This is a genomic window from Vibrio olivae (assembly GCF_042428525.1).
Taxonomy (GTDB): domain Bacteria; phylum Pseudomonadota; class Gammaproteobacteria; order Enterobacterales; family Vibrionaceae; genus Vibrio; species Vibrio olivae.
This window is the reverse complement of the sequence record NZ_JBHMEP010000002.1, coordinates 209658-234408: the sequence shown is the minus strand read 5'-3', so window position 1 is coordinate 234408 and position 24751 is coordinate 209658. Positions and strand designations below refer to the sequence as shown.

The 24751-nt window shown below is 46.4% G+C and carries 21 protein-coding genes; 17 read left to right on the top strand and 4 right to left on the bottom strand.

Features of this window, described 5'->3' with window-relative positions; all coding sequences use genetic code 11:
• The first annotated feature begins 266 nt into the window (after positions 1–266).
• The 15 genes from proV to ACFFUV_RS10840 all read left to right on the top strand — a co-directional run bounded on the left by proV (position 267) and on the right by ACFFUV_RS10840 (position 15386).
• Positions 267–1454 (top strand): glycine betaine/L-proline ABC transporter ATP-binding protein ProV, encoded by a 1188-nt coding sequence (proV, locus tag ACFFUV_RS10910; RefSeq protein ID WP_390192377.1) that lies wholly within the window; start codon positions 267–269, stop codon positions 1452–1454.
• A gap of 2 nt (positions 1455–1456) precedes the next feature.
• On the top strand, positions 1457–2581 hold the full coding sequence (proW, locus tag ACFFUV_RS10905) for a glycine betaine/L-proline ABC transporter permease ProW (protein ID WP_390192374.1): 1125 nt from the start codon (positions 1457–1459) through the stop codon (positions 2579–2581).
• The gene (gene proX / locus ACFFUV_RS10900; protein WP_390192372.1) at positions 2581–3588 is read left to right on the top strand and encodes a glycine betaine/L-proline ABC transporter substrate-binding protein ProX; all 1008 of its coding nucleotides are present in this window, start codon (positions 2581–2583) and stop codon (positions 3586–3588) included. Before proW ends, proX begins: the two co-directional genes overlap by 1 nt.
• A 65-nt stretch (positions 3589–3653) precedes the next feature.
• Complete coding sequence (locus tag ACFFUV_RS10895; RefSeq protein WP_390193276.1) at positions 3654–4142, top strand: MarR family winged helix-turn-helix transcriptional regulator; 489 nt, start codon at positions 3654–3656, stop codon at positions 4140–4142.
• 450 nt (positions 4143–4592) lie between these two features.
• Complete coding sequence (locus ACFFUV_RS10890) at positions 4593–5846, top strand: ABC transporter substrate-binding protein (RefSeq protein WP_390192370.1); 1254 nt, start codon at positions 4593–4595, stop codon at positions 5844–5846.
• Between the two features lie 30 nt (positions 5847–5876).
• Positions 5877–6776 carry a carbohydrate ABC transporter permease gene (locus tag ACFFUV_RS10885; protein WP_390192367.1) on the top strand — a complete coding sequence of 300 codons (900 nt, stop codon included), beginning with the start codon at positions 5877–5879 and terminating at the stop codon, positions 6774–6776.
• 2 nt (positions 6777–6778) lie between these two features.
• Positions 6779–7609, top strand: coding sequence for a carbohydrate ABC transporter permease (locus ACFFUV_RS10880; RefSeq protein WP_390192366.1), 831 nt, complete (start codon positions 6779–6781; stop codon positions 7607–7609).
• Between the two features lie 2 nt (positions 7610–7611).
• Entirely contained in the window at positions 7612–8823 is a 1212-nt protein-coding gene (locus ACFFUV_RS10875) for an ABC transporter ATP-binding protein (RefSeq protein ID WP_390192363.1), read from the top strand.
• Between the two features lie 32 nt (positions 8824–8855).
• Entirely contained in the window at positions 8856–9716 is an 861-nt protein-coding gene (locus ACFFUV_RS10870; RefSeq protein WP_390192361.1) for a MurR/RpiR family transcriptional regulator, read from the top strand.
• A 50-nt stretch (positions 9717–9766) separates the two neighbouring features.
• Positions 9767–11167 (top strand): M24 family metallopeptidase, encoded by a 1401-nt coding sequence (locus ACFFUV_RS10865; RefSeq protein WP_390192358.1) that lies wholly within the window; start codon positions 9767–9769, stop codon positions 11165–11167.
• Between the two features lie 106 nt (positions 11168–11273).
• Positions 11274–12173, top strand: coding sequence for an ABC transporter substrate-binding protein (locus ACFFUV_RS10860; RefSeq protein WP_390192355.1), 900 nt, complete (start codon positions 11274–11276; stop codon positions 12171–12173).
• A gap of 156 nt (positions 12174–12329) precedes the next feature.
• Positions 12330–12995: a GntR family transcriptional regulator gene (locus ACFFUV_RS10855; RefSeq protein WP_390192352.1), complete on the top strand. Its 666-nt coding sequence runs from the start codon at positions 12330–12332 to the stop codon at positions 12993–12995.
• 159 nt (positions 12996–13154) lie between these two features.
• Positions 13155–14084 (top strand): Gfo/Idh/MocA family protein, encoded by a 930-nt coding sequence (locus tag ACFFUV_RS10850; protein WP_390193274.1) that lies wholly within the window; start codon positions 13155–13157, stop codon positions 14082–14084.
• An 83-nt stretch (positions 14085–14167) separates the two neighbouring features.
• Positions 14168–14863 (top strand): sulfite exporter TauE/SafE family protein, encoded by a 696-nt coding sequence (locus ACFFUV_RS10845; protein WP_390193271.1) that lies wholly within the window; start codon positions 14168–14170, stop codon positions 14861–14863.
• 100 nt (positions 14864–14963) lie between these two features.
• Positions 14964–15386 carry a YccF domain-containing protein gene (locus ACFFUV_RS10840; RefSeq protein WP_390192350.1) on the top strand — a complete coding sequence of 141 codons (423 nt, stop codon included), beginning with the start codon at positions 14964–14966 and terminating at the stop codon, positions 15384–15386.
• Between the two features lie 48 nt (positions 15387–15434).
• On the opposite strand, the gene ACFFUV_RS10835 is transcribed toward ACFFUV_RS10840, so the two are convergent.
• A complete protein-coding gene (locus ACFFUV_RS10835; RefSeq protein ID WP_390192349.1) occupies positions 15435–16298 on the bottom strand; it encodes a glycerol kinase in 864 nt (287 codons plus the stop codon).
• Between the two features lie 124 nt (positions 16299–16422).
• Complete coding sequence (gene glgX / locus ACFFUV_RS10830) at positions 16423–18390, bottom strand: glycogen debranching protein GlgX (protein ID WP_390192348.1); 1968 nt, start codon at positions 18388–18390, stop codon at positions 16423–16425.
• A 463-nt stretch (positions 18391–18853) separates the two neighbouring features.
• Between glgX and lamB the strand changes: the two genes are divergently transcribed.
• Positions 18854–20089 carry a maltoporin LamB gene (lamB, locus tag ACFFUV_RS10825; RefSeq protein WP_390192346.1) on the top strand — a complete coding sequence of 412 codons (1236 nt, stop codon included), beginning with the start codon at positions 18854–18856 and terminating at the stop codon, positions 20087–20089.
• 112 nt (positions 20090–20201) lie between these two features.
• Positions 20202–21041, top strand: coding sequence for a MalM family protein (locus tag ACFFUV_RS10820; protein WP_390192343.1), 840 nt, complete (start codon positions 20202–20204; stop codon positions 21039–21041).
• A 44-nt stretch (positions 21042–21085) separates the two neighbouring features.
• Here ACFFUV_RS10820 and malZ read toward each other — a convergent pair whose 3' ends face one another.
• Both malZ and ACFFUV_RS10810 read right to left on the bottom strand, forming a co-directional pair.
• Entirely contained in the window at positions 21086–22939 is a 1854-nt protein-coding gene (gene malZ, locus ACFFUV_RS10815; protein WP_390192341.1) for a maltodextrin glucosidase, read from the bottom strand.
• The gene (locus ACFFUV_RS10810; protein WP_390192339.1) at positions 22936–24723 is read right to left on the bottom strand and encodes an alpha-amylase family protein; all 1788 of its coding nucleotides are present in this window, start codon (positions 24721–24723) and stop codon (positions 22936–22938) included. Before ACFFUV_RS10810 ends, malZ begins: the two co-directional genes overlap by 4 nt.
• Positions 24724–24751 lie beyond the last annotated feature (28 nt).

Sequence of the window (24751 nt, the reverse complement as noted above, 5' to 3'; positions counted from 1 at the left end):
TGAACGTGGTTTTCATTGCTTTGCGCCAATGAGTTTAAAGGAGATGGAATTCTGCAACATAATGAGAAGGGTCGAATATTTAGTATCCGAAACTATATTTAGAGATTTTTGTCATTATTTAATTTAATACAAATCAATAGTTTATGGTTAAATCCTGATTTTTTATGATGTTTTTTATTTGAAAAGTGCTTAAATAAAGGTTAGGGTTCTATTGTTTTCATGTGTAAATAACAGAGCATGTGGATTTTGCTCAAGGATATAAATGGATGTCGACCATACTCGAAGTTAAAAACCTGTATAAGGTCTTTGGTGAGAAGCCCGAAGAGGCGTTTCCCTTAATTGAACAAGGGAAAGATAAAGACCAAATTTTTGAGGAAACCTCGCTCACCGTCGGGGTGAAAGATGTTTCTCTAACCATCAATGAAGGCGAAATATTTGTCATTATGGGGTTATCCGGATCCGGAAAATCGACCCTCGTTCGCCTGCTCAATCGATTAATCGAACCGACTCGTGGCCACGTGCTATTGCGTGACAAAGATATTGCGCACATTTCAGAGCAAGAGCTGCGTGAAGTTCGTCGTAACAACATTTCTATGGTGTTCCAAAATTTCGCTTTGATGCCTCATATGACGGTCATTGAAAATGCGGCTTTTGGCCTTGAGCTTGCGGGTATGGAACTTGAGCAACGCAACAAATTGGCTTTAGCTGCACTTGAACGTGTAGGCCTAGATAGCAATGCATATTCTTACCCAGATGAACTGTCAGGTGGGATGAAGCAGCGAGTTGGTCTCGCTCGCGCGTTGGCGTGCGACCCAGATATTTTGCTTATGGATGAAGCATTTTCAGCGCTTGACCCATTAATTCGAACCGAAATGCAAGACGAGCTAATTCGTTTACAAAACGATGATCGACGCACCATCGTGTTTATCTCTCACGATTTAGACGAAGCGATGCGTATCGGTGATCGCATCGCCATTATGCAAGACGGTGTTGTGGTTCAGGTGGGGACGCCTGATGAAATACTTCATCAACCTGCTAATGAATATGTGCGTTCATTCTTCCGCGGCGTCAACGTGGCAACGGTTATCTCAGCCAAAGATATCGCACGTAAAAAACCTGCGGCGGTGTTTAAAAAGTCCGATAACGATGGTCCCGCATCGGCGATGCAAATCCTATTGGAAAACGATCGTGAGTATGGCGTGGTCGTCGATAAAGCCAACAAATACTCGGGTATCGTTTCTCTCGACTCCCTTAAAGCTGCTCATCAACAAAAAGGCTCACTAGCCAGTGCCATTCTCGAAGATACCGTTAGTTTGTCGCCAAACGATACGGTGAGTGAGCTAATTGGTCCGGTAGCGAACAACCCATACTCGATACCTGTGGTTGATGAAGAACGGAATTATTACGGTGTGATCACCAAATCACGCCTGTTACAGACTTTAGATAGGGAATAATTATGTCGACAGAAAATAGTGCGAATGCCGCCTCGAATGATCCATGGGGCCAAGCCGCGACGACCACGACTCAAAGTTCAGACCCTTGGGGTTCAAGTGCTGGCGCCAGTGATGCCGCAGGCCAGGCAGCTTCTAACACCGATTGGCTAAGTAGTGTGCCTGTAGATCAGCATCAGTTTGATTGGTTGCATCCATTTCACGATGCGTTAATCCCTTTTGATAGCTGGGTAGAAACGGCTTTGAATTGGTTGGTGGCACATGGTCGTCCAATTTTCCAAGCGATTCGCGTTCCGATTGACTTCATACTTACGTCATTTGATACCGCGCTAACCTCAACACCCGCGCCAATTATGTTGCTGATTTTGTTTTTACTGGTTTGGCAATTTGCGGGGCCGAAACTGGGCGTATCGTCATTGGTATCTCTGATTGTCGTCGGCTTAATTGGTGCTTGGAGTGAATCAATGACGACGCTGGCATTGGTGATGACCTCGGTGTTTTTCTGTTTATTGATAGGCTTGCCGCTTGGCATATGGCTAGCAAGGAGCGATACCGCAGCGAAAATCATTCGACCGATACTCGACGCGATGCAGACAACGCCCGCATTTGTGTACTTAGTGCCGATTGTTATGTTGTTTGGTATTGGTAACGTTCCGGGCGTCGTGGTCACCATTATATTCGCGCTTCCGCCTGTTGTTCGTTTGACGATTTTAGGTATTCAGCAAGTCCCTGAAGAGTTAATTGAAGCTGGTCACTCGTTTGGTGCCAGTCCAAAACAAATGCTGTATCGCATCCAGCTGCCGTTAGCAATGCCGACCATTATGGCAGGTGTTAACCAAACTCTGATGTTGTCACTATCAATGGTGGTGATTGCATCGATGATTGCGGTTGGTGGTTTAGGCCAAATGGTACTGCGAGGTATTGGACGTTTAGATATGGGGCTAGCCGCGGTCGGTGGTTTGGGGATTGTCATTTTGGCCATTTTACTTGACCGCATCACCCAAGCGATTGGCGCAGAATCTCGAGATACAAAGACGCGTTGGTATGAAACAGGTCCGGTTTCTTTCATCCTGCGCTTAAAGTCAAAAACTGAAACCAAAGAACTTAACAAAAAACTAGGAGAAAATTAATGGATCTCTCATGGAAGAAAGTGCTTTCGACAAGCCTTATCGCGACTGCTGCATTTGGTAGCTCTGTTAATGCGGAAACACTGCCAGGTGAAGGCATCTCTGTTATTCCTGTACAGTCGACGGTAGCAGAAGAAACCTTTCAGACTCTGATTGTGAATAAAGCAATGGAAGCGTTGGGTTATGACGTACAACCAACGAAAGAAGTGGATTATAACGTAGGTTACACCTCGGTTGCTGAGGGTGACGCGACTTACCTTGCTGTTGGTTGGGTGCCGCTACACGATGACAAATATGCGAAAGCAGGCGGTGACGACAAGTTCTTCCGCGAAGGTGATTACATCAGCGGTGCGGCTCAAGGTTACTTGATTGATAAGAAAACGGCCGAAGAATATGGCATCACCAATATTGGTCAATTAAAAGACCCGAAACTGGCTAAGCTGTTTGATGCTGATGGCGACGGTAAAGCGGATCTCACCGGTTGTAACCCTGGTTGGGGTTGTGAAGGCGTTGTCGAGCACCAACTGGATGCGTTTAAGCTGCGTGATACGGTTGAACACAACCAAGGTAACTACGCGGCAATCATTGCCGATACCATTTCGCGCTACAAAAAAGGCGACCCAATTCTTTACTACACTTGGACACCATATTGGGTTAGTGGCGTATTGGTTCCGGGTAAAGATGTGGTTTGGCTAGAGGTTCCATTCTCGTCGTTGCCTGGTGATCGTAGCGATATTGATACGACGTTACCAAATGGCAAAAACTACGGTTTCCAAATGAACAGCATGAAGATTGTCGCGAACAAGAAATTTGCTGAAGAAAACCCAGCTGCCGCTAAATTGTTCTCCATCATGAAACTGGACATTAACGATGTGAGTGCGGAAAACATGATGATGAGCCAAGGACACAACTCATCAGCAGACATTGAAGCGCACGCAGAAGGCTGGATCAAAGCTCACCAAGAGCAATTTGATGGTTGGATTGCAGAAGCGAAAAAAGCCGCGAAATAAGCGACTAGGCCGATAGGTCATTGATGACCTATCGGCAACAAAGATAAAGGTAAAGGGAGATGACATTGGATGCTCATGAAGAGGTGCTGGTAGCGCTTCGTCAAATAATTCGTGCCGTGGATTTGCACTCAAGAAAGTTGAACAAGGATTTGGGTTTGACCGGTCCTCAACTGATATTGATGCGTGCTATCCGTGACCTTGGTGATGTGACAATCAAGCAGTTGTCCATTGAAACCAATATGAGCCAGGCGACGGCGACAAGCATCATTGATCGATTAGAAAAGCGAGAACTGGTTGAACGAGTGCGCAGTCAGCGAGACCGACGTATTGTTCACGCGAATCTTACCGACAAAGGCCTGCTTATGCTTAGTACAGCGCCACTCCCACTGCAAGATAGTTTTATCCAACGTTTTTACGATCTTGACCGATGGGAGCAGACCCAGATCTTGTCCACGGTTCAGCGCATCTCTGCGATGATGAATGCGCATGATATTGAGGCTGAGCCTGTGCTGCATATCGATACTGAGCCGAAAGACTCAAATCATCGACATTAAATTACTTTTATCATTACATCATTAAAAAGGGACCCGCTTAGCGAGTCCCTTTTTTCGTTAGAGTCTTCATACTTTGTGATTAACCGCTAGGTTTAAAATAGCGATGTTGATTGCCCGCAAACCTCCCTCCTTTTTATGCTCGATTCGTTCACCTAATTGGGTGGTCTTATCTCACCAAAGTTGATCGCTTTGCAACATTTGAGTGCACAATTCGCTTCCTTTTTGTTTATGCAATTGCGTTAAATCCTTGTATTCATTGTATACAAACTTGTGGCATGAAAAGTGCTTTTCATGAAATGCGCACCAAGAAAAACATTTTACTTGATGTTGTTATGTTAGGAGAAAGCCGGAAACAGCACGTTAACCAAAACGAACTTGGCGCTGTTTATTAGGCAAAAGAGTGCAACTTTGCACTGAATATGGATTGAATTGAATATTGAGGGAACACTCATGAAAAAACGATTACGTAGTTATTTATCCACTGCTGTGAAATCAAGCTTATTGGTTGCGAGCTTAGCGGGCTTCCAGTCAACCGCAATGGCGGATGATAATGAAGCGACCTTAACCATCCTTAACTCACAATGGTTAGATGCGCTACGTGGCGAGTCTTTATGGGGAGCGGTGAAAAAGTTCGAGGCAACGGATCCAACGGTTACCCTTGAACGTGAAATGATTTCGTCATCAGAAATGTATACAAAAATGATGACACAGCTGGCCGGTGGTCAGGGTGCAGATTTATTGATTTTGCAAGAAGGACTTTTTTATTCTGCCGCCAATGCGGGTTTTCTGACCGATATCAGCAAAGCGGTAGAAGGTGTCGATAACCTGAATGTCACGAATGAAAATGGTGTTATTGATGGTGAGCGTTTGGGCATTGCATGGCAACGTGCGCCTTATGCACTAATCTACAACAAAACGTTAACGGATGACGCTGGCGTGTCAGCACCCACCACTGTTGATGAACTCATCGCGTCTGCAAAGGCGGTTCATGATAAGTCAGATGTGATTGGCTTTACAGCCCGTCACCGTATGGCTGATGTTGGCTCTTGGTCTATGGATTTCCAAAACTGGGCGTTTGGTTACGGTGTTAACTGGGTCAACGAGGACGGAGAGTTGACCATCAATACTCCAGAAGCTGTTAAAGCCGTCAAAGCGTTCAAGAAATTGTACGATGCGGACATCATTCCAAAGGGTGATGATATGCCGACTCAGCGCACTCGCTTTAAGCAAAACCAAGTGGCGTTCAGTATTGATAATAGTGGCGGTACGTTGAATATTGCTAACGGTGGCGAGTTGGATTCCAAGAACCTTGCCGGTGCATTGCTGCCATTCCCTCAACCTGGTGCTCACCAGCAGTTATTTATCGCTCTTAATGCGAAAAGCGAGCACAAAGCGGAAGCGATTAAATTCCTAAAATGGTTAATGTCAGCAGATGCTCAGAACGCGATGCGTCAAGCCTCTGGCCCTGATGCGTTGGCGACCGATGTTCCTGTTACTCAAGAGTTTCTGGCTGCAAACCCATGGGCAGCGGCGTTTGCTGAAGCAGGTAAACACTCTCGCAGTACTTTGATTCCTGGATACGAAAACGAAACGCCAGCCATCATGCGTACCGTGATGGGCGCAGTCGAAAAAGTCATTGTTGCTGGTGAAGATCCTGAAGAAGCGCTTGCTTACGCGCAAAAACGCATTTCATTGAAATACTAAACCAGAGTCCTATCGATTAAGAGAGTCCTCATGGAAGCAATATTAACTCAACGCTCGCGTAAGTCGCGGGCGTCCCTTCTGCCTTATTATTTCATCGCTCTACCGATGATTTATTTGGCAGTGTTTATGTACTGGCCGCTCATCAAAGAGATGTATATGAGTTTGACATCAGCGATGTTAACCAATCCATCAGGCGGCAAGTTCATTGGTTTAGGGAACTATGAACTCCTGTTCCAGGACCCGACCTTCTTTAAAACAGTCAGAGTCACCGTTGTTTATTCACTGTTGTCAGTGGTGTTTAGTGTCGCATTAGGTGTCGTTGCTGCGCTGGCGATTAACCGTCCTTTTCCTGGACGCGCCATTGTACGCGCTATCCTGTTGTTTGGGTGGGCAGTACCGAGTGTCGCTGCCGCTTTAATTTGGCTGTGGATGTACAACGAGCGTTCAGGTGTATTTAACGAAATCGCCGGCATGCTGGGTTTTGATGCTCAGCCTTGGTTGACTAGCGCAGACATGGCGATGACATCGATCGTGACGGTGACCGTTTGGCAAGCCGTACCTTTTGTGATGCTGGTGGTTCTTGCTGCACTGCAATCTGTTCCCGACGAGGTGAGAGAAGCGGCTCGCATTGATGGAGCTGATGCTCTTAATGTCTACCGCAACGTGACTTGGCCGCATATTCGCCCAGCGGTGCAGTTGGTTGCACTGCTGATTACCGTTTGGTCTATTCGTCGTTACGATTTGATTTATTTGCTTACCGGTGGCGGCCCTCTTGATAGTACGGGTACCTTGGTTGTTCAGCTAAAGCAAATCGCGTTCCGTGATTATGAACTGGGCACAGCCAGTGCTTACGGTGTTGTCGGGCTAGTACTGGCGATGTTGGTCGCTGCCTTCCACCAATATGTTGAACGTCGTCAAGCAAGGAAATAACTATGTTGTTAAGGAAAACCCCTGCGTTATTACGCTACGTGCTCATCGCTATTTTGCTGGTGTTTAGTGGATTTCCAATCTATTGGATGCTTAACACTGGGTTGTCAGCAGAAGCCCAACTCTACAATGAAGGGCAGAGTTTTTGGCTGCAGCTAGGTAACCTTCCGGCGATGATTGGGTCGTTGAGTAGTGTGCCTGTGATGCATTGGCTGTTTAACACTTTCTTTATCGCAGCGGGTACTACAGTGCTGAGCTTGGTCTTGGGAGCACTACTTGGTTATGCACTGAGCCGACTTAAATTCCACGGTAAAGGCTTAATTGGCTTCTTACTTTTTACCACTCAAGTTGTGCCTGAAGCTTTATTGGTGGTTCCACTTTACTCCATGTTTATTACCATGGGGTTACTCAATAGCATGTTTGGTCTCATTCTGGCCAATGTAGGTTTTGCTCTTCCGGTCTCGGCCTTCATTATCAAAGGGGCGATCGATCAAGTACCGTACGAAATTGAAGAGTCGGCTGCGGTTGATAACTGCCCACGTTATGGCATTTTTTCTACCATCATTTTGCCTTTGATAGCGCCGAGCTTATCCGCAGCGGCCGTGATTTCTTTCTTCTCCGGATGGAATGAATTCCTGTTTGCTTCAACATTTATTAACGATGATGACATGTGGCCTGCGAGTGTTGGTTTGGCTTCATTTATTGGTCAATACGACACACCACTCTCCACTGTGATGACGGCGGCGCTGATTTTCAGTATTCCAGCCATTGTCTTTTTCTTAATTATTCAACGCAGAATTGTCGCTGGCTTGACCGCTGGCTCAGTTAAGGGGTAATCATGCCTAAACTTAATTTTCGTAATCTATCTAAGTCTTTTGGCGACCACACTGTCATTCGTGAATTTAATGCAGAAGTCAGTGACCGTGAATTCTTGGTGCTATTAGGGCCGTCGGGCTGTGGTAAATCAACGCTACTTCGCATGATTGCTGGCTTGTCTGATATCTCTGGCGGTGACTTTCTGATTGATGACCAAGTCGCCAACGACTGGTCACCCAAAGAGCGCGGTATTGCGTTTGTGTTCCAAACGTACGCGCTGTATCCCCATTTAACGGTACGTGAAAACATTGCCTTCCCGTTAATGATGAATCGATTTAACTGGTGGCATCACCTGCCAATGATCAACACCCTAAAACGTTGGTCTTTAATGAACGATGCCTCCATCGTACAAGCTACGGACAAAATCGCAGAGCAGCTCGAGCTAACCCCACTTCTTGACAGACGTCCTGCGGCACTTTCTGGTGGTCAACGTCAACGGGTTGCACTCGCACGTTCCTTGGTACGTGACCCATCGATTTACCTACTCGATGAGCCGCTATCAAACCTTGATGCCAAGCTGCGAACTCAAATGCGTTCTGAAATTTCAGCACTACATAAAAAAGTGAAGAAAACCTTTGTGTATGTGACTCACGATCAGGTTGAGGCCATGACGATGGCAACGCGCATTATCATCATGAATCAGGGCGAAATTCAGCAGGTCGATACGCCAGAAAATATCTACAACGATCCTAGAAATACCTTTGTCGCGCGCTTTATTGGCTCACCAGCAATGAACCTCGTCACCGTCGATATTGACGGTAATGAACTGAACGCTTCAGGACGCGAAAGCTGGGAACACCCCGGTGCATTGCCAGACGCTAGCAAAGCCATTATTGGCGTACGCCCTGAGAAAATGATTCTCGCGGAAGGGCTAGAAGGTTTAATCAAAGGTCATATCGTCGCGGTAGAAAAACTGGGCGCAGAGACCGTGGTTGGTCTGAACGTTGGCCTAGATGTCGATGAAGACGACGAGGAAAGCTTGATCGAGAAAGACACGATCTTTATTCGCGTTCCGGGCAATGTGAATGTCGAGATTGGTCAGCAAGGCTCATTCAGTTACGACGCACAAGATTGCTACTGGTTTGACGAACAAACGGGGGAGCGTATCGAGAATCCAGCGGGAAAGCTTTATGAGTTGGATGACAGTGTCAGCGAGCGAGTAAGACAGGCTTAAAACAAAAGAGGCAATTGAGTTTGGGTGTAAATATGTCTGATACGAGTAAACCAAAAGCAGTGAAAGAATCGTTTATCTCTCGAGTCAAAGAAGCATTTCCTTCATTGCATCCTGTTGAGAAGCAGCTTGCAGGCTTCATTTTGGATTTTCCAGGCGAATTAGCCAGTTATTCTGCGTCTGAATTGGCTTCTTTAGCTGGCGTCTCGAATGCCACCGTATCTCGCTTTATTCGTCATATTGGTTACCAGAATTTTGATGAAGCAAGGCGTCAGGTGAGAGAAGAACGTAAGTCCGGTGTTCCCTTATTTCAAGCTGAGCGAAAGGCCGTATTGAGCGGTGAGGAGGGTGGCGACCCTTCCATCCTTTACGGGAGTAATATCACCGAGACGTTTAAACAGCTTGGGGAATCACGCGTTAATGCTATCTCAGATAAAATGCTTAATTCTCGACGAGTATGGGTTTTTGGTTTCAGAGCGAGCCAAGCTTTAGCCGCATATTTTCAAACTCAGCTATACCAACTCAATGACGAAGCTCGCTTAGTGAACACCGGTGATGGCGGTTTGGGTGAGTTTCTTAGTGCCATCAACGATCAGGATCTGATTGTGCTGTATGGCTTACGCCGTCGCCCAACGATATGGCGTCAATTGCTGAGCCAATGTATCGGAACCGGCGCTGAAATATTGTTGATTAGTGATGATCACTTAGCGTTTAACCAAGATGTTACCTGGCACATTCGCTGTTGTTGCGATAACGCGGGTCCGCTTGATGATCACACCTCGGTGATGGCCTTGAATCACCAGCTACTAAATTCAGCGTTTGAACGTGCGGGGCCAAATGAGCGCAGCAGACTCGCAGAGTCCTACAACCAGCATCAGCAATTGGATGAGATGTAAAGCAGCCAATTATAAATAAAGGAAGTCATACCTTAAGGAGTATTAAAGAGATGGCGACTAGTCAGTTTGAAAAACTATTACAAGGGTTTGAACCCAGTTTTGAGTTTGTGCCGCCAAAGGCCATTCCTGAAGCCGAATTTTATTCCCGTGTTGAGCAAATCCGTCGCGAAGCGATGATTGCTGAACTGGATGTCACTATTGTTAACGCCAATGGTGCCAGTGGTTTCAATACCACCAATAAATATTTACGCTACTTGTGTGACTGGATGCGTGAAGGGATTTTAATCATCCCGACCGACAGCAGCAAAGGGCTCCAGTTATATTCTTTTTATACTCAGTCAGTCTTGCTACCACCGTCATTAGGTGAAGCGATTGGGGTAGAAAAAATGTATCAGGTTGGGGCTTTGGGCCGTGAATATTCAGGCCGTCAGGGCGACTCGGGCCGTCAATTGGTTGAAGGTGTGGTCAAGACACTTTCTCACCTAGGCTATAGCACAGCAAATATCGGTTTGATTGGTGATTCATCATCCGTTAAACACTGGCATGGCATTCAAAGCCTGCTACCGAAAGCGACATACAAAGAGATGACACACGTTATCCTTAACATGCAACGCATTCGCTCAAAGAACGAGGTTGATCAAATTCGCGCGTCAGCGCAATTAATGGATATCGGCTTTGAAGCGGCTGTTCATGCTTGCAAACCGGGTGTGACGGATTTTGAATTGTACGCCGCATTTAGTTTTGCCCAACTTGCACGCGGTGGTGAAAACGCCGATGCGTATCAAATTGGTGTGAATCAATACGGTACTCATTGTGGTAAGCCCTACGGCCATCGCATTGTATCTGGCGATCTGATCAACTTCTACGTTTCGGGTATTGCGTTCCGTGGTTACTCGGCACAAATGGCGCGCATGATTGCGGTGGGTGACATTACCGATAAGCAAGAGCAAACACTGGAAGTGTGCACCGAAGCGTTAAGACGTGCAGAAAAAGCGATTCGTCCAGGAGCTCGTGCCTGCGATATCAATAAAGCCGCTTTTTCGGCCTACGTTGAACAAGGGTACGTTAAAGATGATATTACCGCGACGATGCCTTATAACTGGGCGCCCAACGATGACCTCTCCGCAGTAGAAATACCACAACAATACGTACCAGATGTCGATTTTGAAGCAACAGGGCGCAAACTGATGCATGTCTATCCAGCGGTTGCTGGGCCTCATAACCCGAATGTTGGCCACAGCGTTGGTATGCATGGCAACCCAGATAAATTTAATCTGACATCGCACAATACGGATATTTGCCGTCCTGGCTTAACGTTTGTTCTGCATCCTCAATGGCTCGCACCACAAGAATCAGGTGCCAATATCGGTAACAGTTATGCCGTTACTGAAGATGGGTATGAAAACCTGAATTGCCACACGCCAATCGAAACAATTCGTATCAAAGCGTAATGTTCACTAGTTAATTATTCATTCCCTCAGTACTTAACTGAATGCATCTGTTCGACCTGAATTTGTTAAGTACTGAGTTATATCGGCATTATTGCCAGAGGATTTTATGGAAAAAATTCAAGTCGCAGCGACCGGTCATAGCCTTAACTACTTGCCGGAATATCTGGCTCTAGAAAACGGCTATTTTGCAGAAGAAGGCATTGAGCTTAACGCCATCGTACCGAGCCCGTGGGACAAAGTGATCACAGAAATTGAGCAAAGCAGCTCCAACTATGCATTGGGCGGAATTTGGGTTCCTGCGATGTATCACGGAAATGGTAAAACGTTGGTGCCATTCGCCCAGCTTGCCGCTCGTTGCCCGTTGACCATTGTTGGCCGCAAACAAGCTGAGTTCAAATTTGAGGACTTAGTCGGCAAAACGATTTTAGTCCCAGGTGGTAACGGTGCGAGCCCAGGTATGTTTTTAGACGTGCTATTGAAAGAACACGGTATTGATCCAGCTACGGTTAACGTTGCCCGTTGTTTAACTGGCACCATGATGAAAGAGCTGTATGTCGGAGGATTAGGGGATTATTTGATGATTGACCCGATTTCAGCCCTCAAACTCTCCCGTGAAACCAGCAATGTGATAGTGACTCACTTAAGCCAAAGTGGTGGCCCGATCCCATGGAGTGTTTATTACTGCACGCCCGAAACACTGGGCGACGATGAGGCATTGCAAATCAAATTTAGTCGCGCTCTCGCGAGAGGAATGAAGTTCGTCAATGAGCATTCGGCTGAAGAGATGAGCGACTTACTGGCTAAACTGTTTCCCGCCAATGAATTGGATGATTTGATTGGGTTGGTGAACGCGTATCGAGAGTGGGGTATGTGGACATCTCCAGAGATCGACCGTCCGTCATGTGAGCGTTGGCTTCACGGTATCAGTGATGGCAACCTCTCTGCACAACCGATACCTTACGATGAGCTGGTTAACGCGAAGGTTGCCGCTAGCGCGCTAAAGTAAGGGTGAGTGCTGGGTATTGTTTGTCTATGTGATACTAACATCAAGCGTCTCATTCTTGTGGGGCAAAACCAACTATGGGACGCTTTATATGTTAGTGTGCATGAAATTCAGATAGATAGAGAATATATCGTTCATTTGTTGCATTGAGAATTTGTAATGTCTAGTGATGATAAAATATACAATAAACTGCTCAAAACCATCGTCGCGCATCAGTTGCCTCCTGGGGCTCGGCTTCCTGAAGATAAACTTTCTGAGGCGTTCAACGTCAGTCGAACAGGAATCCGTAAAGTCTTGCAGCGTTTGGCGGTTGAGCAATTCGTTTTAATTCGCCCTAACAAAGGCGCGGAAGTGTACGCGCCAGATCAGCAAGAAGCGAATGAAGTCTTCGATTCCAGAATATTAATCGAAACTCAGTTGATTCCGAAGTTGGTTCGTAATTGGGATCGAACTCTTTCCGCCCAGTTTCGCCAAATCGTGGTGCAAGAGAAGAAAGCAGAACAAGACGACGATCTGTCCAATGCGATTTTACTCACATCGCAGTTTCACTATGAGCTTGCGAAAATTGCGGGTAACTCGGTTTTGGCGAGTTTTGTTGAAAAGTTGTGTTATCGCTCCTCGCTGGTGATCGCGTCTTATGGCTCGATTAACAGTGTTGGTTGTGATTGTGGTGACCACGGGCATTTGATTGACTTGCTGGACAAAGGCGATGAAGAGGGAGCCACGGTATGGATGAAGCATCATCTTCAACAGATCAAACAGTCTCTCGATATTGACCGTCAAAGAAGCAGTGATATCGACTTTCTCCAACTGTTTTCTAGCTAGCGGTTAATGTGACTTGAGAAGCGGTTTCCGGCTTTTGCTGTGAACCACTGCACTTTCTAATCCATCGAAAATTTCTAACAATAGATATCATTCAACACCTTATAGCGGTAGAGTGACTGGCATTGTGTATTAAGATGCGGCCGTCTGAAGGAGTGAATGATGAAAATAGGAATTGTCGGATTAGGTGATATTGCGCAGAAAGCGTATTTGCCTGTGATCACGCAACGCGATGACCTTGAGTTGGTATTTTGTACCCGTGACCCGCAAACGCTTGCCGCGTTAGCTGGGAAGTACCGTATTGCCGAGACGTGTCAAGATTACCGCCAATTGCCAGCCATGAACGTCGATGCGGTGATGATTCATGCGGCAACCCACGTTCATTTCGAGATTGCTTCATTTTTCCTTGAGCAGGGGATTCCAACGTTTGTCGACAAACCGCTTTGTGATAATGCCGCTCAAGTAGAACAGCTTTATACCCTTGCAACACGTCAGCAGCAGCCACTGTATGTTGGGTTCAATCGTCGGCATATTCCGCTGTATAACCAATACATTCCCGAGCTCGCCGAGCAAAGACTGGGCGCTTTGCGTTCATTACGCTGGGAAAAGCATCGCTGCGCGCACCCAGGCGATATTCAAACATTTATTTTCGACGACTTTATCCACCCATTGGATAGCGTCAATCTTAACCATCAGAGTGATTTACGCGATGTTGATGTGCGTGTCCAAACTCAAGGGCAGCAACTGGCTCGAATTGATGTCAGTTGGGAGAGTGGCTCTACTTTGTTGTGCGCGTCAATGAATCGCCAGTTTGGCACCACCAGTGAGCGAGTGTCTGCTTGTTATGACAATCATGCTTTTGAGTTTGATTCTTTTGTTGAGGGGCGAGAGTGGAAATCAAGTGAAGAGCGCCATCTTAAAGTCAAAGATTGGACACCAATGCTGGCCACTAAAGGCTTTAGCGCGATGATTAATGATTGGGTTGCTTGTGTTAACACCGGCACGGTGGCCAGCGAAGTGGTCGAACGCAATATCGCTACGCATCGCTTGGCTGACGCGATTTATGAGCAGGTTATTGGGCAATTGGCGTAAGATGCGCCAATCCTAAGTCGGTGTGATTGATTAGTTGAGGAATATGTGTGTCTGATTGGCTAAGCTCGCAGGCGTTAATCGCCATGTTTTTGATTTTTCTCGGGTCATTTGTTCAAACCGCGATTGGGTTTGGTTTGGCGGTGGTGGCTGCGCCGCTGCTTTTTATGGTTTCACCTGATTACGTTCCGGCACCCATTACCATCACGGCGCTATTTATTTCGTTGCTCAGTGCGCTGAGACATCGCGCCAGCGTTGAAATTGGTGGGCTAAAAATGGCCTTGATTGGACGTATTCCTGGGTCGATTGCTGGTGGCGTTCTGTTAGTCATGGTGTCGACCCAGTTGCTGTCTTTGTGGTTAGGGCTGCTGGTGTTGTTTGCTGTGGTGGTCAGTTTACTGCCATTTCGCGTTGAGCCAACACCGGCAAGAATGGCAGTCGCCGGATTTTTCTCTGGTTTCTTTGGGACCAGTTCGGCGATCGGTGGGCCGCCAATGGCCTTGCTGCTACAACATCAAGAAGCCAATCAGCTGCGCGGTAATCTCTCGGCGTTTTTTGTGTTCAGTTCCATCATTTCACTGATCATCCAACTGCCTACTGGGTATCTCACCTTACATCATCTGTGGCTGACGATACCGTTAATTCCAGCGGCTTGGCTCGGATATAAATTGGCCATTTTTACCACGCAAAGTTTACCGAAAGAAAAAATTCGCGCAGGGGCGTTGCTATTATGTCTAGTAAGCGGTGCCACTGCAGTCTATAACGGAGTGATTCAGTATTAGGGAGCGAGTTTTTAGGGTTTTTGGTCAAAATATGACACCGCGTTTACCTTGTAGGTCGAGCAGTCACGCATGATAGGCGAATAATAATATGGGAGCAGATATGCGTACGATTGGAAATATAATTTGGTTCTTGTGCGGCGGCGTGGTCATGGGGCTGTTGTGGTGGATGTTTGGTTTGTTAGCGTTTATTAGCATCATTGGTATTCCTTGGGGGAAATCATGCTTTGTTATCGGGACCTTTTCATTCTTTCCGTTTGGCAAAGAAGCGATTTCTCGGAGTGAGTTAACCAATCAATTGGATATTGGTACTAGCCCTGTGGGGTTTATCGGTAACGTGATTTGGTTCTTACTGGCTGGGATTTGGCTGGCGATTGGTCATATTGTCTCGGCGGTCGCTTGCTTTGTGACCATTATTGGTATTCCGTTTGCGTTGCAACATCTAAAGCTGGCGGCTATTTCACTTGCGCCTATCGGTAAAACGGTGGTCTCAAAAGAGCGTGCTGGCGCGGCGCGTTTTCGCTGAGTAGGTCAATGGTTTTTGGGGGCCCTTGTGCTTGAGCGCAAGGGCTTTTTAATACGCGCGAATCCCGTATCGGCGAAGGCGTTTTGGCAGCACTTCGTCGAGTTGATGCACTTCTTGCTCACTCACTTCAATGAGCGCAAAGTTATGTTGGTGATATACATCTCGAATCTGCTGACGTTGAGACTCGGTTTGCGCGCCATGCGCTTCGCTCCAGTACTGCAAGTACACTTTTCCTGCCGGTAAATAAAAGTCGCAAACCATATCATCTTCAATCGGCAACTGGCGCGCATATGCGTGAACAATACCATTTACGTAAAGCCAATTATCGATCAGCAATTCCCCCACGGTTCGCACATAATGGCCATCCAAGGTGCGGTGCTTGGCTTCAAACTTTTGTCGAAAGCTTGAAATGGATTTATCTGTCGCGTGCAACTCGGCGTCTTGACCAAGAAACTCGGTTACCGATTGTTTAAAGCGTTTATTTTTAATGATCGAATCGTGCCAAACGATAAAATAGTTTTGTGAAGTTTTATCTTGTTTCTGTTGCCCACCAACACTGGCACCGAGTTGGGTTAATTGCCAGCCGTGTTCTCCCTTTTCCATCCAACCTAATTCATTGAGTAACTGATTGACTTTTTTCGCGTTGAGCTTGAGGCGCTCACCAATTTGCGTCGCGCTTAGATGGGTTTGCGCTGTGTGATCAAGGTCGATAATAAGATTCGCTGGCCAGGCAATGAATTGACCAAATTTTTTATGCTGAGCATATTCTCCCCCCATTTTTGTTCCAAGCGGGGTGAGTAGCCACTGTTCTTGATAGCGATTGATATAGCCCGCGTTGGCTAACGTCTCAAACAGTTGCTTTGCTGAAATACCACGCTGCTTCGCGAGCGCTGAGGTGGAGAGTTTGTTCACCGTAAAAGCTCAAAAGTTGAAAAAGTAATGCGCCATTGTTTCCCACTTTTATCATTGAATACAAATTTAGAGCGCACGATCTTTGAGCCATCTTCCGTTTCCAATGGCTCAAAGTCTGGTGGGGTTATGCATCACTTGTGGTCGAGTGGTAGAAAATCGCCATTGACTCGGGTGCAATTAATACCTGCTTGTGATCAATGGTTTGATGGACATTATGATGATCGGTATGGCATATCATTACCCATTCTTGTTCTGTCTCATCGGGAAGCGTGAATCGGGCGGGCGCTTTGGTTTGATTAATGCAGTAAAAAAGTTCATCGCCTGCTTCATCGATCCCCATATGCAGGGCGACAGAGCTTAAACGGTTCCAGTCGTCATGTTGCATGATTTCGCCGTTTACTCGCCGCCAGTAGATTCGATTGTTATTGCGCCTTTCGCCGCTAAAGGCTTGGATAAACGGCACCATATACTCTTGCCTTGCCACGACCATTTCCGCAACCCATTGCTTAAAAGCCTCTTTACGTGGCGTCATTTCCCAGCTCAACCAGCTCAGTTCGTTATCTTGGCAGTAGGCGTTATTGTTGCCTTGTTGAGTGTGGGACAGTAAGTCAGCGGTCAAAATATGTGGAATTCCGAACGAGAACAGTAAGCTCGCCATAAAATTGCGTTTTTGCTTTTCTCGTTTGGCGATGATAGTGGAGTTATCCGTTGGCCCTTCGACGCCATAGTTATGTGAGCGATTATCCCCGTGCCCGTCGCGATTTTGCTCACCGTTCGCTTCATTGTGCTTATGTTTGTAGCTGACAAGGTCTTGCATACAAAAACCGTCATGATAGGTGATGTAGTTGACCGTCATACGAAATGGCCAACAAGCGGCACTGTAGAGATCGCGAGAGCCCATTAAACGAGTCGCAAATTCCTTTAGATAGCCTTGGTCGCCTCGCCAAAAGCTGCGCGTTATATCGCGAAGACGGTCATTGCATTCATTCCATCCGAAAGGAAAATTACCAACCTGATAGCCATTTGGCCCGATATCCCAAGGTTCTGCTATCAATTTAACTTGTTTCAGTACTGGATCCTGAGCCACGGCTTTAAAGAAAGCAGAATTGCGATTGAAGTTATCACCTTCTCGACCCAGCGTTGCCGCTAAATCAAAACGAAACCCATCGATTTTATATTCGCTTACCCAGTGGCGTAGGGTGTCCATGACCAGGTTGAGCGAGGGTTGATAAGCGAGGTCGAGCGTATTGCCACAGCCAGTGAAGTTGGCAAAATGTTCCCCGTGTTTGATGTAATACTCATCATCAAGCGCTTTAAGGTTGAATACCGGGCCGCCTTCTCCACCTTCTGCGGTATGGTTGTAAACCACATCCATGATGACTTCTATGTTGTTTCTATGCAGTTCTCGAATTGCGGTTTTTAACTCGTTAATCGCATCTTGGTCGGCATAACGAGGATCGGGCGCCATAAAGACATACGGGTTGTACCCCCAATAATTCACCATATCATTACTCAATAGGTGAGGTTCGTGCATACAGGCGGTGATGGGCAGCAGTTGTAGCGTATTGATGTTTTGCTCACGATAGAACCTCAGCATGGCTTCGCTGACCAGCCCCAGATAGCGTCCACGGTATTGAGATTCGATATCAGGGTTAAGATTCGATACGCCTTTCACGTGGGTTTCAAAGAGAATGACGTCATCAAGAGGACGACAGGGTTTTTCTACGCCTTGCCAATCAAACGTATCCTCGGTGACAACGCACTTGGCCAGCTCAAAGCTTTTCTGGGCATCAAACGGTGGAATATAATGCAGAGCGCTATCAAGCGCTTTGGCGTAAGGGTCAGCGAGGTAGTAGAGTTCGTCATCAACTTCGAGTACGTAACCATATCGTGTTCCCGGCTTAATGTTTTCAAGATAGGTGTAGCGAACCCCTGCGTACTCTTCGGTGAGCGGGTAGCTTTGATAGCCGTTGTCTTGATCAAAAATGGCCAGAGAGAGCGAGGCTTTCTTTGGCGCATGAATCGAAAAATTACACCCGTGCTTGTCGAGTGTGGCACCTAAAGGAAAAGGGCGAGCGCACTGCATAGTCATTGATTGTCGTTTCTTCTTTTTAACTTATTAAATACTAAGTAAAAGGCTTGATGTGATTTCGGTCAAGCGCCCTAGAGGATATTTTTCAGTGTAATTTTATTTCATTTTAGGGACATAAAAGCTGAAAAAAGTGAGCCGATTATCACTTTGTCGCTTAAAACCTGATCATCAAGCCAGATCCTCCGCCTCAAATTTGTGATTGGCCCCTTAAAAAGCAGGTTAGCGCTTTTTTCTCCTCCTTTCTCATCCCCCTCAAATTAGTTTTGGGTGGAGGAAGTCAGCCATCTACTCCTTGGGTAATCTTTCCTACGTCGAAACAAAATACGAGCAACTTGTTACCATGTGACTTGATGCTCCGTCTTACCACTCATGTTGTTGTCTCTTCATTTCTGCCTTTATGAAGCGATGGTCAATGAGTCGAAATGCGCAAGATAAAAAATAAAAGCCCTATATGGAGTTTAAAATGAAAAAAGTAAGTGTAATTGCTGCCGCAGTGGCCGCTACTCTCGCTGCAGGTTCTGCGTTCGCAGTTGATTTTAATGGTTATATGCGCGCTGGTACTGGCATCAGTAACAACGATGGTGGCGACATCTCGTTTATGAAAAATGGTATTGGCCGTTTGGGTAATGAAGACGACAACTATTCTGAGTTTGGTTTTTCTGAAGAGTTAAAAACTGGTGAGCAAAATTGGCGAATTGAGTCAATGATTGCTTCGAGCAATTCAGGTGCCAGTGGTTGGCAAGACGGTGATTTTAATGTAGCGCAGTTTAATGTTCAGGCTAAAGGTTTGTTCGCTAGTGACAAAGAAGCTGTGTTGTGGGCTGGTAAGCGATACTACCAACGTAAAGATATTCATATTACAGATACTTATTTCTTAGATACTTCTGGTACCGGTGGTGGTATTGAAAATGTATCTATTGGTAATCAAAAATTCTCGTTCGCAGTTCTTCAAGATGGAGAAGATTCTGATTATGCAGGTTACAAAGTTGATGCTCGCCTAGCTGGTATTAGCTTGTGGAATGATGCTTCATTGGAGCTTGCTGCCGTATATAACTTTGCTACAGAAACAGCGAATGGTAACAGTGAAGCTGATGATGGTGTTTTAGCAACCGCGATCATTCATCAAAATCTTTCTTTTGGTTTTAACCAAACGATTCTTCAATATGGTACAGCGTCATATGGTGAACAAGCATACCGTTTAGGTGGTGCAGGCTCTTATTATGACCGTTCAGGTGCGCAAGACGATGCCAATGGTTTTCGATTCTTGAACTGGGGTGTAGTTTCTTTAGGGCAGTCATGGGAACTGGGCCACCAACTAGGTTATACCGTTGGTTCAGATATCGGTGGTACTAATAGTGATGGTGATTATACTGGGCAGCAGTTTGACCTTAGTCAGTTTACGGCCGTCGTGCGCCCTATGTACAAATGGAATGATACAATGCGCACTGTCTTTGAAGCCGGCTATAACTCAGGTGATCGTATCGCCAATGGTGGCTTAGCGAAAGAAGATTTCGGTGGGGCTAAATTTACAGTGGCTCAAACTTGGGCAATGGGTGATAACTTCTGGGCACGTCCAGAATTGCGTATTTACGCTTCTTACTTGAAAGACTTGGAAAGCGATTCATTTGGAGCAACTGAAACTCAAGCCGGTGAAGATAATGATGTTGTTGTCGGCATCCAAGTAGAAGCTTGGTGGTAATCCACTAAAAGTCCTAAATAAATTAAGTCCATAGTGTAAATAGCCGACTTATGTCGGCTATTTTTTTAAAGGTTTATGAGAGTCTTTAAAAAAATAACAAAGGAAACACTCTATGTATTTACGCGCTTTACTTTTAGGGGGCTGTATCGCCCTAACAGGCTGCCAATCTGCTTCAGTTGTTGAGCAACAGCCAGCAACGTCTTCTCAAGCCTCTCGCATTTCTCAGTTATCGGCAACACAAGTAAAGTTACCGAGTGTCACCCGAGTAGCGATTACCGCTAATACCCAGTATTTGAACAATCAAACCATTGATAGCCCGGTGGCGGTATTTGCGATCCCTGCTGACCGCGGTCGCATGTCACTGACGATCACTAGTGAAATAAAAGATTCAGTATTTTACCCTTATGCAATGATCACTGATGAACAAGGTCAGGTGATTGAGCAATACGATGACAGCAGTTTTGAATATGTGAAGCCACGCCTGAATCTCGGTAACCGTTTAGTGGCGGATATCGATTTCTTCCCGCCTCGTGGTTATCAAACCTTGTACTTAGTGGTTTATACCAAGAAGTCTGATTTAGATGGCTCTACCGGAGTGATTCATCCTGCACGATTGGATGCAGAAGCTCGTGGTAACTATATGCCAGAAATGAAAGATATTCCGGTTCCGCACAGCTTAACGGGCACCATCGAGCTTGAGGTCGCTGGACCAAGCTTTTTCTCATCATTGACGAGTAATGACAACGCAGAGCAAAACGTTACGTCTAGTGACCAAGCTCAGCGCGCAGTGGAAGCCGTACAACCTGATACTCAAAGCTACTACACCAATGCCATCACTCAAGCGGTTAAAGAAAACAACTTGCCGAAAGCCCTTGGTTTGCTGGACGAAGCCAAAGCGCTAGGTGTAGAGGGCGCGCAGGAAGTGTTTATTAAAGCCGTGAATAGCAAATAAGCCGTTAAACACTCAATAAAAGCTCCCAAATGTGGGAGCTTTTTTTACCCGTAAAAAGGGTGTGAAGTCAAAATCCTAAACTGCTGCGCGTCTATGGTGATGGTGAGTTCACCGTCACAAACCGTCATAGGCACACCATCTGTGAAGTCGTAGAACTGGTTAAGCTCTGATCCTGTTTGCCATATTGGCGCGCGGAAAGTGGCGGGGCTTTGGCTAACATTCATCGCAAACACAACCATTTGCGAACCGAGGTGGCGTGCAAATACAATGCCTTGCGATGATTGATTCAGCCACTGAAAATCGCCTTGCTGCAGCGCAGCGCAGTGTTTGCGCAGTGTCATTAAGCGTTGGAAAAACGGAAGGTGTTCTGAGGTTTCTAATTGATGCCAAGGCATGCAGCGGCGGTTGTCTGGGTCGTCGCTTCCTTCCAGCCCCACTTCGGTTCCGTAATACAAGCAAGGCGTGCCAACGTAGGTAAATAAAAACGCCGCAGCGATATGGAATCGAGCTTTATCACCATTAACCATGGTCATAAAACGGCGTGTGTCGTGACTGTCTAATTGGTTGAGCTGAGCTAATTGATTTTGCCAAGGAATGCTAGCGCGAGCTTGGTCGAGCCAAGTGCAGAATTCGCCAACATCAATTTCGATTGGATCCCAACTGACATCGATATTAGCTAACAAGGCGCGAAGCGGATGGGCAAATCCGAAATAGTTCATTGAGCCATCTTCTTGATCGCCTTGTAACCACTGGGTGGCTTCAAAAAAGTGCTCACCAAGGATATAACAGTCCGGGTTGACTTGCTTGGCAGAGTGACGGAATGCTTTGACGTAGTGAGCATTGTTTTTGGCGCCTGAGCCTTCTCCGAGCATATGGATAACATCAAAGCGCCAACCATCAACATGATACGGTGCGCGCAACCAGTGCTTGATAACGGAATCATCGGACTGATAAATCGTGTCACGGACTTGCTGATTTTGGAAGTTTAATACTGGGAGCGAGTCGATGCCTTTCCAACCAATGTAATGATTCGTATCGCCTTCAAAAAAGTAATAATCGCGGTAAGGTGAACTTGGGGATTGATACGCGCCAGCTGTGGTTTGTTTTCCCGGTTTATCAAACCAAGGATGTTCGGTAGACGTATGGTTAAAGACCGCATCGAGCATAACCTTCATGCCGCGCTGATGAACGGTTGTACACAGCGAGGCAAACTGCTCATTGCCACCAAGGTGCGAGTCAACGTGGTAGTAATCGGTGGTGTCGTATTTGTGGTTACTGGGCGCTGAGAATATCGGGTTAAGATAAAGTGCAGTCACGCCCAGTTGTTGTAGATACTCGATTTTTTGTTCCACGCCAAACAGATCACCACCATAAAACTCACTGGCCCCACTATTATCGTGCCCACCAACCGGCTCTTCCCAGGCTTTTTGTAGTGATGGTTTTCCACTGAGTAATTGATATTCGCCACTTTTTACACTGATTTCTGGTTTTCCATTGGCAAAGCGATCAGGGAAGATTTGATAAAAAATTTGGCTTTTTACCCAGTTTGGTGGCTGGTGGGCAGCGTTATATTTAAAGTGGTATACGCGTGAAGGAATTCGGCGGTTAATGCCTTGCCCCGTTAGCCAAAATTGTTGGATTCCGACCATCGCTTTGAAGCTGTAATGAGTGAGGTCGCTGTCAGTGTTAAGTGCAATCGTTGCCTGCCAGTAGATGAGCGTAGACGTCTCTTTTAATACCGACATCTCAACCAGATACTCTTCATTATCTGGCTCATGGCGAACATAAATATGATCGTATTGATCTTGTGCTGAAGTGGCAAGAGTCAGAGTGAGCGAACCTTGTTGGCGTTGTACCCAAAATTCGCTCTGACCATGATAGAGAAACGGAAACGTCATGCGGGCTCCTTAATCAGTTCTAAATAGCCACAAAACAGTGGCGTAAATTCGACGCTTACACAGGCGCCGTCGTGGTTTAGATGCAGTGGATAACGCACGTCGTTCAGATGGTCATACAGGTACAGGCCATCACTGTTTTGTGGCCAATGTTTGACGAGCGTCTGTGGAAGAGAAAGATTGATGCGTTTTGAATGTTGGTGGTCAAAATTGACCGCAATAATCACAATTTGCGAAGGCGCTGAGCGGGCAAACGCAAACAGGCGATGCTGTAATTCATCAAACTGTGCGTAATTAGCCGCATAAAGGTCATGATAATCGCCCTGCATTGCTGGAGATTGAAGCGTCAGATTTAATAATCGTTGATAAAACTGCCTAAGTTCAAGCTCATTGTGATTAAGGAGGCCGCCATCAAATCGTCCTTGGTTCATCCATCTTTGGTGATGAGGAACACCCACGTAATCAAAAATCGAGGTTCTTGATGGTTGACCAAAACCTGCATTTTCATTTGCAGGCTCTCCTACTTCTTGTCCGAAATAGATAAGCATCGCTGCTGGGGATAGCGTGCAAGCCACTAACATGGCGGGGCAAGCACGCTTGGCATCTCCAGCAAATGCCGGCGAAGCAATACGCTGTTCGTCGTGATTTTCTAAGAAATTGACAAAATGCGCGGCCATCTTACGTTGCTGCCATTCTAAGGCGCCGATTTGAGATGTGGAGGCGGTGCCTTGGACAATTGAACGTAATAGGTCATAGAGCCCCACCTTGTTGTAGAGATAATCCATTTTGCCCAGCTCAATATAATCCTCATAGCGATCGGGCTGATAGATTTCGGCTATCAGTACGGTATCAGCGCGCTGGGTTTTTATTAAGCTGTTGAGGTAGCTCCAAAATTCAACGGGCACCATCTCTGCCATATCAAAACGAAATCCATCAACACCTTGAGCGAGCCAGTAACATACGATATCGGCAAATTTGTACCATGAATCTGGCAGCGACTGCTCGTCCCAAAACGCGAGGTGTTGAGCGTAAGAGCGGTGCCGAAACGCATCGTCCAATGGCGTGAAATCTTGGCTGCCATCGGGCTTAATACCATAGTTAATCTTGACCGTTTCAAACCAGTCATCAAAGCTTGGCTGAGCGCGCGCTGCGCCATTGCCTGTCCATTTGGCGGGCTCTTCTTTGAAAGGTACGTTGAGCTGAGAATGCGCTTCGCCGCCAGAAGGCCGATAACGCGTTGGAAATTCAGGCAGCTGAAACGCTTCATCAGGTAGATAGTAGAAGTTGTTATCACGTTGATAAGCGACAGAAGTGTCGTCGTTATGACCAAAATCAACAACGTGCTGTGGATTATTCAGGCCTTGATAACACCGCGCCACGTGGTTGGGCACAATGTCGATGATGACTTTTAATCCTGCTTGATGCGTACGCTCTATCAGTTGACTGAATTCTTGATTTCGCTGCGCGGGATTATCGGCTAAATCAGGATCGACAGAGTAGTAGTCTTTGATCGCATAGGGCGAGCCTGCACGTCCTTTGACTATTGCAGGGTGGTCATTGGTAATCCCAAAACGTTGGTAATCAGTGGTGGTGGCATGGTGAAGGACTCCGGTATACCAAATATGCGTAATGCCAAGCGCTTTAATTTTCTCAAGTGCACACGGCGTAAAATCACTGAATTTCCCCACGCCATTTTGTTCCAACGTACCCCAAGAGTGGTTGTGGGTCTGAGTGTTACCAAATAAGCGAGTAAAAACTTGGTAAATATGACATTTTCCAGATTGCATCACGCGCCTCCCTGCTAAGCTCTCTTTC